Origin of the sequence: Burkholderia sp. DN3021, assembly GCF_049805555.1 — a bacterium.
Taxonomy (GTDB): domain Bacteria; phylum Pseudomonadota; class Gammaproteobacteria; order Burkholderiales; family Burkholderiaceae; genus Burkholderia; species Burkholderia pyrrocinia_C.
Genome location: NZ_JBNCAB010000017.1, coordinates 8,422 through 23,038 on the forward strand (window position 1 = coordinate 8,422; position 14,617 = coordinate 23,038).

Here is a 14,617-nt window from a genome sequence, read left to right on the forward strand (position 1 = left end):
GCCCGCATCACGTCTTCTCCTCGAGCACGTCGTCGGCCGTGACTTCGGGCGCGCGCTTCAGGCGCAGGCCGACCCGGACCCTTGGGCTGGCGGCGGGCGCGTCGGCGGAGAGCGGGATGCGATCGACCGGCGTGGTCGGATCGCGGCGGAAGACGTCGTGGATCGCGAGCAGTCGATCGCGCATCGCGGCGATGGTCGCGGGGCGGAACAGGCGGGTGTTGTAGATGAACTGGATAAGGTGCCTGCCTTCGCTTTCCACGATCTGGAAGGACAGGTCGAACTTGGCCGTGCTGTCCGTCTGCGAGATGTCCGTGATGTGCAGACCGGGCTGCGGCGCGGGTATCGAAACGTAGTTCGCTTGAATGTCGAAGATCGGGAAATGGCTCGCCGGGGTACGGATCTTCAGGTCTTCCAGCAGCACGTCGAACGGATAGGACGCATGCTCCAGCGCTTGCGTGGAGGCCTTCGCCACACCGTCGATCACCTCGGCGACGGTCGCGGATTTCCGCACCGGCACGCGGAGCACGACGGTGTTGAGGAACACCCCGATCTGCGATTCGAGCTGTTCGCTGTCACGCCCGGCCGACACGCTGCCGATGACGATGTCTTCACGCCCCGTGTAGCGGTGCATCAGCACGCAGAACGACGCCAGGAGCACCGCATAGAGCGACGTATGGTGAGCGCGGGCCAGCGTCGCGAGTCCCGCCGCCTGCGGCTCCGACAGTTCGACTTCGAGCGTCTGCCCGGCATGACCGAGCCGCTCGGGACGCGGGTAGTCCGATGCCAGTTGCAGGCGGGGCAGCGGCGGCGCCAGTTGCTCGAGCCAGTAGGCGCGATGCGCGGCGGCGCGCGGACCTGCGAGGCTCGCGTTGTGCCACGCGGCGTAGTCGCGGTACTGGATCGAAAGCGGCGGCAGGTCGCGTCCCGCATAAAGCGCATGCAGGTCGTCGGTCAGCACGCGGATCGACCACGCATCCGATATCGCGTGGTGCATGTTCAGCAGCAGCAGATGTTTCGTCGGCGAGAGCCGGACCAGCTTGACGCGAAAGAGCGGTCCCGACGCGAGATCGAACGGCTGCTCGCTTTCCGCGCGAATCAGCGCATCGATCGTTTGCGGGCCGGCATCGTCCGCCAGATCCATTTGCTCGACCCGGAATCCGGATGCCTCGCGGGTGAGGATGCGTTGCCGCAGCTCGCCCTCGATCATCGCAAACACGGTGCGCAGGCTCTCGTGGCGATCGACCAGCGCGTCAAACGCGCGAACGAGGCGCGCCGTATCCACCGCGCCGTCCAGCTGCAGCGCGCCTGCCATGTTGTACGTGGACGGATCCGCGCTGCGGCTGGCGAGCCAGATCCGCTTCTGCGCGCGAGACACCGCGTAGGACGGTTGCACGGCAAGCGCCGGGATGATCGCGTCGCCGCCGGCGCCGTCGACGGGCGTGGCAGCCAGCTTCTGCGCGAGCGCGCGCGGCGACGGCGCATGGAAGATGTCGGCGACCGCGACGTTCAGTTTCAGTTCGCGCCGGATCCGGCTGACCATCTGGATCGCCTTGAGGCTTTGGCCGCCATGCTCGAAGAAATCGTCGTCGACGCCGTTCGGCCGGCGGCCGAGCACCTCGGCGAAGATGCGCAGCAGCGCCGCTTCGACAGGCGTCTGCGGTTCGGCCGGCACGCCGTCGGGGACGGACGCGGCATCCGGGAGCGGCAGCGCGGCGCGGTTGATCTTGCCGTTCGGCATGACGGGCAGCGCCGGCAGCAGCATCACGGTGTCGGGCACCATATGCGCCGGCAGCTTTTCGCGCAGTGCGTCGCGCAGGCCTTTGGGCGTCCAGCCGGTACCCGACGCGTAGCCGCACAGGGTCTTTTCCGGGCCCGACGTCTCGCGGGCGACCACGACGGCGTTGGAGATGCCTGCGAGACCGGTCAGCGCGGCTTCGATTTCCCCGAGCTCGATGCGATACCCGCGGATCTTGACCTGGAAGTCGCGGCGGCCGAAGAAGTGGAGATTGCCGTCCGGCCCGAAGCAGCCGATGTCGCCGGTGCGATACAGGCGCGCACCCGGTTCCGGACTGAACGGATCGTCGCGGAACACCGCCCGGGTGCGTGCTTCGTCGAACAGGTAGCCGCGCCCGACGCCGACGCCCCCGATGCAGATCTCGCCCTTGACGCCGGCCGGGCACGGATTCATGTCGGCATCCACGACGTAGAGGCGCAGGTTCTCGATCGGGCGGCCGATCGGAATCGCCGGCAGATCCGGCGCACGCTCCATGCTGTAATGCGCGACGGAGTCCGACGCCTCGGTCGGCCCATAGGCGTTGATGAGCCGGACCGCCGGATTCAGGCGGAACCAGGCTTGCGCGGCGGCGGGCTGCAGGGTTTCGCCGATCGTCAGCAGCGTTTCGAGGTGCGGGAAGGCCGGCGCCGCGTGCCGTTCCAGCTCGCCGAGAAAGGTCGCCAGATAGGACGGCACGAATTGCATCGCCGTGATGCGGTCGCGGTGCAGGCTGTCGATCAGGCGCGCGGGCTCGAGGATGACGGCATCGGGATAGATCACCGTCGTGCCGCCCGACGCCAGCGCGGCGAAGCACTGCCAGACCGAAATATCGGAGCAGTGCGAAGCGGTCTGGGCGACCGCGCTCTGAGCGCCGAGCCCGACCCTGCGCGCCATCGCGAGCACGTGATTGAGCATGCCGCGATGCTCGACCATCGCGCCCTTCGGTTGGCCGGTCGAACCCGACGTGAAGATCACGTAGGCGAGGTCCGCGGGCCGGCAGCGCGGCGTCGGCGCTCCCGTGTCGTGACGGACGGGCAGGCGGGCGGGATCGACCAGCGGGATCGACGCCAGCGCCGGCGGCGGCTGGCAGTCGGTGCCGACGATGATGGTCGGCCGGGCCAGCGTCAGGATGGTCTCGACCCGCTGGGCCGGATAGGCGGGATCGACCGGAACATACGCCGCGCCGCACTTCCAGATGGCCAGGATCGTTTCCAGCATCAGCGGCGAGCGCGGCATCCAGACGGCGATCCGGTCGTCCGGCCGGATCGGCGCCGTCTGCAGCAGATGATCGGCGATCCGGTTGGCGCCTTCGACGAGGTCCCGATAGGTGCGGACCTCCGTGCCGTGGCGGATCGCAATGCGCTCCGGGTGAGCGGCGGCGACGGCCTCGATCAGTTCGGGCAGCGTCCGGTCGGACGGAACCGGCGCGACGGTATCGTTCCAGCCCAGCAGGATGGCGTCCCGCTCGGCGGCGGTGAGGAGCGCAACGCTGCGGTTCGGGCGATCTGCCGCGCCCGCCAGGCCGACGAGCAGGGTTTCGACATGGCGCAGCAGGCGGACGATCGTTTCGCGATCGAACCGGCCATCGTCGTACAGCACCTGCAGCGACAGGCGCTTGCCCGGCGTCACGACCAGCGTCAGCGGGTAATTGTTCGGATCGGACACCTGGAATTCGCCGATCCGCAAGCCGGGCAGCGCATCGGCCAGCGCTTCCTCGACCGGATAGTTCTGGAAGATGAGCAGGCTCTCGAAGAGCGGTACGCCGGGCGGCAGGCCGGCGAATTTCTGGATGTCGGCCAGCGGATAGTGCGCATATTCCTCCTGCTGCGCGAGATCCATCTGCAATTGCGCCAGCCACGCGGACGTCGGGCGCGCGTCGATGCGGACCCGCACCGGCAGCGTGTTGATGAACAGGCCGACCATCTCGTCCGACGCCGGCAGCGACGCCGGGCGACCGGAAACGATCGTGCCGAACACGACGTCCGCTTCGCCGCTATAGCGGCTCAGCAACTGCGCCCACGCGCCCTGCGCGAGCGTGTTGAGGGTGAGGCGATGGGTTTGCGCGAAGGCGACGAGCCGTTGCGTGTCGCTTTCGGAGAGCAGCAGCGGCTCTTCCACATAGGCGCCCGGCGCGGCCGTGCCGTCGAGTTCGGGGCGACCCAGCACGAGCGGCGTCGTCGCCGGGAAATCCGCCAGCTTCGTCTTCCAGAAGCGTTCCGCCGCGGCGGCGTCCTGGCGCGCCAGCCAGCGCACGTAATCGGCGAAGGCGGGCGGCGCGGCCTGCTCCGTGGCGCCTTCGTCCGCCAGGTCCTGATAGGTGGCGGCCACTTCGCTCAGGAGTCGGGCTGAGCTCCACCCGTCGAGCAGGATGTGGTGATGGCTCCAATGGAAGCGCCAGGCCCGATCTTCCACGCGGAACAGCGCGAGCCGCATCAGCGGTGCGCGGGTAAAGTCGAAGCCGCGCGCCCGGTCTTGCGCCACGTGGGCTTCCCAACGCTGCTCGGCCTCCACGGCGGACGCCGCGCGCAGATCCTCCTCGTGCCACGGCAAGTCGATACGGCGATGCACGACCTGCACGGGGCTTTCGATTTCTTCCCAGTGAAACGAGGTTCGCAAGATGTCGTGCCGGTGCGCCACGGTATCCCACGCGCTGCGGAACCGTTCGACGTCGAGCGCTCCGTCGATACGGAAATTCAGGCTGCTGAAATAGGCATCCGACGCGGGTTCGTACAGGCTGTGAAACAGCATGCCCTGCTGGGTCGGCGTCAGCGCGTAGACGTCGGCGATCTCGTCCGGCATGACCGAGGCCGGCGCCTGCGGCAGACCGGTCGCGGGCCGGGTCGATGCGGATTGGACGGCATGGTCGGCGACCAAAGATTCGAGCGCCGTGACGTAGGCTTGTGCGACGCGCCGGATGGTGTCCGTGTCGTGGCAGGCCCGGCTGAATTCCCACGCAACGTGCAGGCGGTTGCCGGTCACGTAGGCGTTGACGTCGAGCAGGTGCTCGCGCAGCTGGTTCGCATTGCGGCCGTCTCCGCTTGGCTCCGCGGCCTGTTTCCAGTCGCGTGCGGCGTTCAGCATCTGGTCGGTCTGACCCAGGTAGTTGAACAGCAGTCGAGGCTGCGGAACAGGGCCGTCGAGCCTGTCCTGCAGCAGACCGTAGGTGATGCCCGCGCTCGGGACGGCGCGCAGTTGCGTCTTGACCGACGCAACCAGGCGAGCCGGATCGTGCGGGCCGGCATCGACCGTCAGCACGACCGGGAAGACGGACGTAAACCAGCCCACCGTGCGCGAGATGTCGAGGTCTTCGATCAGTTCCTCGCGACCGTGCGCTTCGAGATCCAGCAGCACGTCGGCGCATCCGCTCCAGTCGCTGACGGCACGCGCGAGCGCGGCAAGCAGCACGTCGTTGATCTGCGCGTCGTAGGCGCGGGGCGCTGCGCCCAGCAGGGCCGTGGTGGCGGATTCGCCCAGTTCGACCACGATCGTTGCGGCGGACGACACGGTATTGGCGTCGGCCGACGCGGCGCGATCGAGCGGCAGGCCGGGCAGCGCGGAACGCGCCAGGGCGTTCCAATGGGCGATGTCGGCGTCGGCGGCGCCGGAGCCGGCCCAGTTCGAGATGGCCCGGGTCCAGGCGGTCCACGTCGCGCCGCCGCCCGCGAATTCGGGCGCCTGGCCGTTGCGCAGGCGGGTATAGGCGTCGTACACGGTTTCGAGCAGTGCGCCCCACGACACGCCGTCGACGACCAGATGATGGGCGACCAGCAGCAGACGCAGCGAACGGCCTTCATCGAGGCGGAACAGGTCCGCGCGCACGACGGGGCCGTCCGACAGATTCAGGCTCGCATGAGCCTGCGCGACGTGCTGCGCGAGCTGATCGCGCCGGATCTCGAACACGCCGACGGGGATATCCGGATCGTCGACGACTTCCTGAATCCAGCCGGACTCGCCCGCACGAAAGCGCAGCCGCAGCGCGTCATGCCATTTGATCGCGTGCCGCAGCGCCTGGCGCAGCAACACCGGATCGAAATCCGCCGGCACGTCGAGCAGGACCGCCTGGTTGTACTGGGCCTGGTCGTCCTTGCGCTGCGCGAAGAAATCCTTCTGGATGGGCGTCAGCGGCAGCGGGCCGGACGACGCGACGAACTCCGCCGCGCCGACCGTGCCGCGCGTAGCCACGGCGGCGAGCTCGGCGACCGTCGGATGCTGGAAGATGAGCCGGGTGGTGAGCTTCAGGCCCGCCTTGGCGCCCAGCGACACGATGCGCATGCTGAGAATCGAATCGCCGCCCAGCGCGAAGATGTTGTCGTGGATGCCGGGCGGCGCAATACCCAGCGCTTCTCCCCAGATGCGGCACAGCAGCGTCTCGGTGGGCGTGCGGGGCAGCGTCGGCGCGTGTGCCGCGGCGGACAGCCGCGACCGGTCCAGCGGGGGCAGCGCTTTGCGGTCGATCTTGCCGTTGCCGCTCAAGGGCAGCGCGTCGAGCACCACGTAGATGCCGGGCACCATATAGTCCGGCAGCGTGGCGGACAACGCGGCGGCAATCTCGCCGTCGCTCAGCGACGCGCCGTCGCGGAACGCGACATACGCGCACAGCGCGGCGCGGCCGGTCTCGTCGCGATAGTCGAGCGCGGCCGCCTGGCGGATTTCCGGAATGGCGGCCAGCGCGTTGTCGATCTCCGCGAGCTCGATGCGGTAGCCGCGGATCTTCAGCTGGTGGTCCTTGCGGCCGTGGAGCACGATCGTTCCATCGGGGAGATAGCAGCCGATGTCGCCGGTGCGATACAGGCGGACACCGCGGTCCGGATGGAACGGATCCTCGACGAAAGCCTCCCGCGTAGCGGCTTCGTTGTTCAGATAGCCGCGGCCGACGGCGACGCCGGACACGTAAAGTTCGCCGGGAATCCCGATCGGGCACAGGTTCATCTGCGGGTCGACGACGTAGATGCGCACGTTGCGGATCGGCTTGCCGACCGGTACGTAAGGCGTGGTCGGCGCACACGTCATGCGGTGCTGCGCGACGTCGTCGGACGCTTCCGCCGGGCCGTACGCGTTCACCATGGGGATGTCCGGGAACACGTCGAACCACTGTTTCACCAGCGCCGGGCTGACCATCTCGCCGGTGACGAGCAGGTGCCGCAGGTGCCGCATCAGCGCCGGCCGTTCCGATGCGCGGTCGAGCACGGCGGACAGATAGGACGGCACCAGTTCGACGATGCTGATCCGGCTGGCTTCCAGGGTCGTGACGAAACTTGCGGGATCGCGAATGCATTCGTCGTCGACGATCACGGTCCTGCCGCCGACGAGCGGCGCCGTGAAGAATTGCCAGACCGAAATATCGAAGCAATGCGGCGCGGTTTGCGCGATCACCGACGACGCCGAGATCGAAAATTCGTCGATCTCGGCGAGCATATGATTCAGCATGCCGGCGTGCTCGACCATCGCCCCTTTGGGCTTGCCGGTGGAGCCGGACGTATAGATCACGTAGGCGAGGCTGTCGGGCGATACGGGGCGGCCGGGATTGGTGTCGTCGACGATATCGGTGGCGTCGTCGAGCGACACGACCGGTGCGAGCGCGGCCAGCTCGGGGGGGAGGAGGCCGTCGCAGGTAATCACGAGGGCGGCGCCGGAATCCTCGAGAATGGTGCGGATGCGGGCCACCGGATAGTTGGGGTCGATCGGAATATAGGCGGCGCCGCACTTCCAGACGGCGAGGATCGCCTCCATCAGGCGCGCCGACCGGTGCATGCAGATCGCGACCAGCGTGTCCGGCCCCAGCTCGGCGGCGGCCAGCAGGCGGTGAGCGGTGCGGTTGGCGCGCGCGTTCAGTTCGCCCGCGCTCAGGACGTCATCCCGGTACTCGACCGCGGGCCGCTCGGGGTGGTCCGCGGCGGCCTGCTCCAGGCGATGCACCACGGTGCGCGCGGCGTCGAACGGCACGGCGGTGTCGTTGAAGGTCTCCAGCAACTGCCGGCGTTCGGCCTCGGGCAGGATCGGCAGGCGGCCGAGCAGCCGGTTCGGATCGGCCGCGAAGGCGTCGAGCGTCGCGGCCACGTGGCCCAGCATCCGCTGCATGGTGTCTTCATCGAAGCGCCGCGGGTCGAACGACAGTTCCATCTTCCAGTCGTCGCGCGCCGTCACCACGAATTCGAGCGGAATGTCGGCGCGGTTGTACAGCAGCACCTCGTCGACCGCCAGCCCGTGCGCGCCATGCGTCAGCGACGCGTCGAGCGGGTAATTCATGAACGTGAGGTTGCTCTCGAACAGCGGCGTCGTCAGCGGCACTTCGCTGCAGCGCTGAATGTCGGGCAACGGGGTGTGCTCGAACTGCGCGCGGGCGGCCACGCGCGCCTGGATCATCTTCAGCCAGGGCACCAGCGGCTGCCGCGGGTCGACCCGCACCCGCACCGGAACCGTATTGATGAACAGGCCGAGCATGGTTTCGATCCCCGGCAGATTGGCGCCCCGTCCGGACACGACCGCGCCGAACACCACGTCGGCCTCCCCGCTGTAACGCGACAGCACGAGCGCCCAGGCCGCTTGCGCGAGGGTATTGAGGGTGACGTGATGCCGGGCCGCGAATTGCCGCAGGCGTGCGCTCAGGTCGGCCGACAGGTCGGCCTGCACTTGCGCGAGACCCTGGCCGAAGCGCTCGCCCGCTTCCGCGCGCGCGGCCGTGGGCAGCGGGGTCGGCGAGTGGAAACCTTCGAGATAGCGTGTCCAGTACTGCTGCGCGGCTTGCGGCTCGCGCTGCTGCAGCCACTGGATATAGTCGCGATAGGGGCGCACCGCGGGGAGCGCCGGCGGCACGCCGCGCGCGAGCGCGCCATAGACCTGGAAGATCTCCTCGATGACGAGCGACAGGCACCAGCCGTCGGCAAGGATGTGATGGTGGCTCCAGCTGAACAGGTATGCGTCAGCGGCGACGCGCACCAGGCGACAGCGCACGAGCGGCGCGCGATCCAGCGCGAAGCCCTCGGCCAGGTCGTTTTCGAGATGCGCGCGCCACCGCGTGCGCTGTTCGTGTTCCGGCAGGTCGCGCCAGTCGTCCTGCACCCACGGCAGCGTGGCGTGCGCGTGCACGACCTGCATGGGCTTGTCGAATTCCTCCCAATGGAACGACGTGCGCATCACCGGATGCCGATCGATGAGCTGCTGCCATGCGGCATGAAACAGCGCGGGATCGAGGCTGCCGGTGATCCGGCAACCGAGCTGGTTGAAGCTGCTTCTCGTGCCGGGCGAGTGCACGGCATGAAAGAGCATCGCCTCCTGCATCGGGGAGAGCTCGTAGATATCGGCGATGGTGGGGGATGTCACGATTTGATCCTTGAGACAAGGGCGTCCAGCGCTTCCTGGCTGATGCGCGCGGCCGGGAAGTCCGACGGGCTCAGCCCGCGCGGGCCGTCGCCGCTGGCCGCGACGATCGACAGCAGACGGCTGCGGTAGCACTGCGTCAGCTGCTCGATGACGCCGGGTGTGCAGGCCTCGCGGTTGTAGTGCCAGGTCAGGTGCAGACGCCCGTCGAACACCATCCCGTCGATCTCGAACAGATGGCCGCGACGCGCGCGCGGGCTGTGCTCGGGGCTCTGGAAGTCGAGCACCGGTTTCCAGCCCGTGTCGTCGGCCAGCACGCGATCGACCTGGCCGAGATAGTTGAAGCGCACCGGCGCCGGCGGCTGCCGTTCCAGCGCCGCCGCGATGCCTTCGTCGTTGCCGAGGTAGCGGGCGATGCCGTAGCCGAGCCCGCGCATCGGCACCGCGCGCAGCTGCTCCTTGACGTGGCGCAGCGCCTCGACCGCCACGGTGGCGTCGCCGGCGTTCAGGAACACCGGATAGTGCGCGGTGAACCAGCCGATCGTGCGTGACGTATCGACGCCGTCGAAGAGGTCCTCGCGGCCGTGGCCTTCGAGATCGACGACCAGCGACGCGTTGCCGGTCCAGTCGCCGAACGCGAGCAGCAGGGCCGTCAGCAGGACTTCGTTGATCTGGGTATTGAACGCGCGCGGCACGTCCTGCAACAGCGCGAGCGTTTGCTGCGCGTCGAACTCGATGACCGCCGTGCCGGCTTCGGCGACGGTGCCGACCGGCATGTCGTCGAAGCACGCGTGCTCGTCGGCGTGCTCCCGGAGCCAGTAGCCCAGCTCGTCGAGCGCGGTCGCGCCGAGTTCGGACAGACGCGCCGACCAGTCGCGCCAGGCCGTCGTCCTGGCCGGGAGCTGCACCGCTTCGCCCGCTTCGAGCTGGCGACACGCGGTGTACAGGTCTTCGAACAGGATGCGCCACGAGACGCCGTCGATCACCAGATGGTGCGCCACCACGAGCAGGCGTTGCGGTTCGTCGGGGCCGAACTGGAACAGGTGAGCGCGCAGCAGCGGCGCCACGGACAACGTGAAGCTTTCCTGCATGCGGGTGGCCGTCGCGAGCATCTCGGCCTGCCGTGCGGCGGGCGCCGCGTCCGCCAGCGACGTGACGCCGAGCGGAATCGCCAGCGGCGGCGCCGCATGCGATTGCTGCCACACGCCGGCGACGCGCTCGAAACTCAGCCGCAGCGCGTCGTGATGCGTCGCGACGGCCGCCAGCGCGCGCTCGATCACGTCCGGCTGCAGCGACGCGGGCACCTCGATCATCGTCGACTGGTTGTAGTGGTGCGGATCCGCCACGTCCTGCGCGAAGAACCAATGCTGGATCGGCGTCAGCGGCGCGGGGCCGACCACCGGCTCCTGCGAAATCCGGATCGACGGCGCCTGCACCGCAACCTGCGCCAGCTCGGCGATGGTCGGATGCGCGAAAAACTGGTCGGCGGTGAATTTGAGGCCGATTTGCTGGGCCAGCGACATCACCTGGATGAGCAGGATCGAGTCGCCGCCCAGTTCGAAGAAATTGTCGTGCACGCCGATCGGCTCGCGGCCCAGCACCTCGGACCAGATCTTGCCCAGGCGCGCTTCGACGTCATTGGTCGGCGCGGCGTACGCGGTTTCGCCCGGCACGGGCGCCAGTTCCAGCGCGGCGAGCGCCTTGCGGTCGGGCTTGCCGTTCGGCGTCAGCGGCAGGCGTTCGAGCGTCACGATCGACGCCGGCAGCATGAACTCGGGCAGGCGTTCCTTCAGGTGTTCCCGCAGGCTGGCGACGCTGGCCGTCGCCGTCGCGACGCAGGCCACCAGCTGCTTGTGCTGCGGCGCGTCCTCGCGCACGAACACGATCGCGTCGGCGACGTCGGCGTGCTGCCTGAGCGCCGCTTCGATTTCGCCCATTTCGATGCGATAGCCGCGAATCTTCACTTGCGTGTCGCGGCGCCCGGTGACTTCCAGGTTGCCGTCCGGCAGCCAGACGCCGAGGTCGCCGGTGCGATAGAGGCGCTCGCCCGCCTCGAACGGGTGGTCGACGAAAGCGGCGGCCGTCAGGTCGTCCCGGCCGAGATAGCCGCGAGCCAGTGCGGTGCCGGACACGCAGATCTCGCCCGTGCAGCCCTCGGGGGCCAGCGCCCCGTGCTCGTCGAGCAGGTACAGGTGCGTATTGTGGATCGGGCGGCCTACCGGCAGGCGGGCGCCGTAGGCGGTTGCCGGGTCGACCACGTAGTCCGCGATGCACACGGTTGCCTCGGTGGGGCCGTACGAGTTATGGCACGTGCGGGTCCGGGCCAGTTCGCGCAGATCCGCCGCGCGGGCGTTGTCGCCCGCGCTGATGACGCGTTTCACGGCGCCGAGCGCGGTCCAGTCGAGCGCGGCGAGATAGGCAGGCGTCGCGTTGACGGTGGTGACGCCCTGCTGCGCGATATATTCGACGAAACGCGGCACGTCCCGGATCACGGCGGGCTTCGCCAGCACCAGGCGCGCGCCCGCGAGCAGCGTGACGAAAATCTCCATGATCGAGCCGTCGAAGCCCGGCGAGTAGAACTGCACGAACCGGTCGGCGGCATCGAAACCGAAGGCGTCCACATGGTACTGCGCCATGTTCAGGAGCCCTGCGTGTTCGAGCACGACGCCCTTGGGCACGCCCGTGGAGCCGGACGTGTAGATGATGTACGCCGCATCGTCCGGCCGGACCTCGACCTGCGCCGCCGCCGCTGCAGGCGCCAGCGTGTCGAGCTGGAAGTCGAGGGCGAACATCGGGATCGCCCAGAAATCGGCGAGCAACGGCAGGTGTTCCGAGTGCGTCAGCAGCGCCTTGACCTTCGCGTCCTCGATCATGAAGCGCAGCCGCTCCCGCGGAAACTCCGGGTCGAGCGGCAGATACACCGCGCCCGCCTTGAGGGCGCCGAGCATGCCGACGATCCAGCGCTCGGAACGGTCGGCCACCACGCCCACCACGTCGCCGCGTTCGATCGCGTATTCCGCGAGCAGGAAGCTCGCCAGCCGGGACGCCTGGTCGTCCAGCTCGGCATAGGTCAGCGATGCATCGGCGGTCACCACGGCGATGTCGTCCGGCGCGGCCGCGACCCGTTGCGCGAACTGCTCCAGGAAGGTTCCATGTACCGCGACGGGCGCCGCATGCGAACGAAGGCGCGCGCGTTCGTCGTCGTCGAGCAGCGAGACGGCGTCGAGCTGAGCGTCCAGCGTGCCGAAGCCGGCCAGCACGTTGCGCAGGTGTCGCGCGACATGCTGCAGATAATGCAGCGTGAACACCGTCGGCCGGCCCGTCAGCACGATCTCGTAGCGCTCGCGATGGCGGATCTCGATCGACAGGTCGTAGTCGGCCGACGCCCAGGCTTCGTGCAGACCGTCGAAGCGCACGCCGACGTTGGTCGTGCGCCGTTCGCCATGCCGCTTGTGCGCGAGGGCGGCGATCGGAAAATCCTGATACGAATAGCTGCGCTGCACCCTGTCGCGCACCTGGTTCAGATACGCGCGAACCGTGGGGCCGGGCTCGATGGCGTCGAGCAGCGGGACGCGATCGGCGGAACCGCTCGCGGGTTCGGCGATCAGGCGCGGCGTATCCAGGAACAGGCCGGCCGCGCCGTTGTAGCGCCCCAGCACACGGAACAGCGCCGCCAGCAGCACGACGAACGCGCCCAGCTCGTTGCCGGCGGCGAGCTTCTCCAGCACCTGCGCCGCGTCGCGGTCGAGCTCGAACGTCAGTTCCGGCGCGGGGCCGAGCGGCAGCGCATACGCCTGCCACGCCTGCTGAAGGCGGAAGTCTTCGTCGATGCGGCCGAGCGCGTCGCTCCAGAACGCCACATGTTCCTGGTATTGCCCGCTGGTCGAGAGCGTGTTGAGATTCAGTTCTGACAAAGCACGATCTCCCTCGTCGCGTACAGGATTTCGGAAGCGATGCCCTTGGCCTTGCAGTGCGCGACGAACTGGGTGGACTGGATATGGCTGGGCGAGTTTTCGTCGAAGGTGTTGTCGAGGAGGTGGTTCAGCCACGGCTCCTGACCCATCGCATAGACATACGCCGCGTTGAACGCGAAGTCGTCCACCAGCGCGGCGGCCTCGCCGAACTGGCAGCCCCGCGCCCGCCGCGACTGATCGATGTCGCGCGGCAGCGCGTTGGGAAACAGCGGGCCATAGACCCAGGACGGCGGCGCGCCCTCGGTTTCCATCCCGACGAACAGCGTGTCCGGCTTGCCGGCGAGGCGGAAGACATGCTCGTAAAGGGCAGGGTCCAGGTTGCACGAATCGGCGATGCACAGCACCGAGCGCGTGCCGAAGCGGATCATGAAGCTCTGCTTGCTCTGGATCGCCAGGTCGTTGTGTTCGCCCAGGAACGGAATGGCGGTGATGGCCCCGTTGGGCACCTTGATTTCCTGAGCATCCCGAACTTCCAGCACGTCGTCGAAGCCGAGCTTGCGCAACGCCAGTTCCAGTGACGGATCTTGCGGAAAGCCGTCGAGATTCCTGCCGACCACCACGGTCTTGACCTTGTGGCGAAGCTGCAGCAGCGTTTCGAGGACGATGTGATCGTGATGGCTGTGCGTGATCAGCACGTAGTCGATCTGGTCCGGCAGGTCGGAGAAGGTATAGCGCGGCAGCGCGGTGTCGTAGCCGTAGCTGATCACCGGATCGATCAGGATGCTCACGCCCCGGCTCTGGACCAGCAGGCACGCGTGGCCGTAGTAACGGATGCGGATGTCGTCGCCATCGAACGAACGATCCGGTTTCGGTTCCGGCGCCTCTTCGACGAAGAACGAGCGGAACAGCGGCTCGTCCTTCTCCTCCACGCGCATCAGGTCGACGATTTTCGCGTAGCTGCCGGGCGTGTCGCGCATGCGGAACAGCGCGTCGAGCGCGCGATCGTCGAAGGCCATGTTGCTGAACAGCGTGCGCTCGTCGCTGAGCCGGGGCGTGCTGAGAATGAATGGTCGGGGCGTGTTCTCCTCGATCGCCGACAGCGCGATGCTCTGCGCATCGCGCGCATAGAGCGGGCTCGCGTACAGCAGGCTTTCGAACACCCGGAAGGACGGGTTGTGGTTCAGGTCGTAGTAGATCTCGACATAGCCTTTCAACACCTCCGGAATCTCGGGGTAGAGCGGGTCCGAAGCCATTCCCTTGGCTCGTTCCAGCAGCAGCGTGGAGAACGCCTTGTAGGCCTTCGCCAGTTCCAGCTGCCGGGTCGCGCGCCGGGTGGTCTGCTCGATCAGCGCGCGGATTTCGTCGACGCGCTTGCCGCCCAGGTCGAGGAACGGGCCGCCGCGCATCGCCGGATCCTTGCAGGCCGCCGCATGCATCATCGGCGATGCGGCATAGGACTTCAGCAGCGGCAGGAACCGCTCGGCCACGTTGAGGGCGGCGGTCAACGGCGGAAGCGTGTGAAACCACGCGTACCAGCCGTTGATCAGCGGTTCGAACTGGATGTTTTGTCGCAGGTAGACCTGCGTGTTGGACGAAATAGTCAACGAAGGCT

General features: G+C 68.1%; 3 protein-coding genes. All 3 read right to left on the bottom strand.

Annotation, left to right across the window (positions count from 1 at the left end; genetic code table 11):
• Positions 1 to 7: 7 nt before the first annotated feature.
• Genes ACPUER_RS11290 through ACPUER_RS11300 form a run of 3 tightly spaced genes read right to left on the bottom strand, consistent with a single transcriptional unit; the run spans position 8 to position 14,609 of the window.
• Positions 8 to 9,094, bottom strand: coding sequence for an amino acid adenylation domain-containing protein (locus tag ACPUER_RS11290; protein ID WP_425131128.1), 9,087 nt, complete (start codon positions 9,092 to 9,094; stop codon positions 8 to 10).
• On the bottom strand, positions 9,091 to 13,005 hold the full coding sequence (locus ACPUER_RS11295) for an amino acid adenylation domain-containing protein (RefSeq protein ID WP_425131097.1): 3,915 nt from the start codon (positions 13,003 to 13,005) through the stop codon (positions 9,091 to 9,093). The genes ACPUER_RS11290 and ACPUER_RS11295 overlap by 4 nt, the downstream gene beginning before the upstream one ends.
• Positions 12,993 to 14,609: an MBL fold metallo-hydrolase gene (locus tag ACPUER_RS11300; RefSeq protein ID WP_425131098.1), complete on the bottom strand. Its 1,617-nt coding sequence runs from the start codon at positions 14,607 to 14,609 to the stop codon at positions 12,993 to 12,995. Before ACPUER_RS11300 ends, ACPUER_RS11295 begins: the two co-directional genes overlap by 13 nt.
• Positions 14,610 to 14,617: the final 8 nt, after the last annotated feature.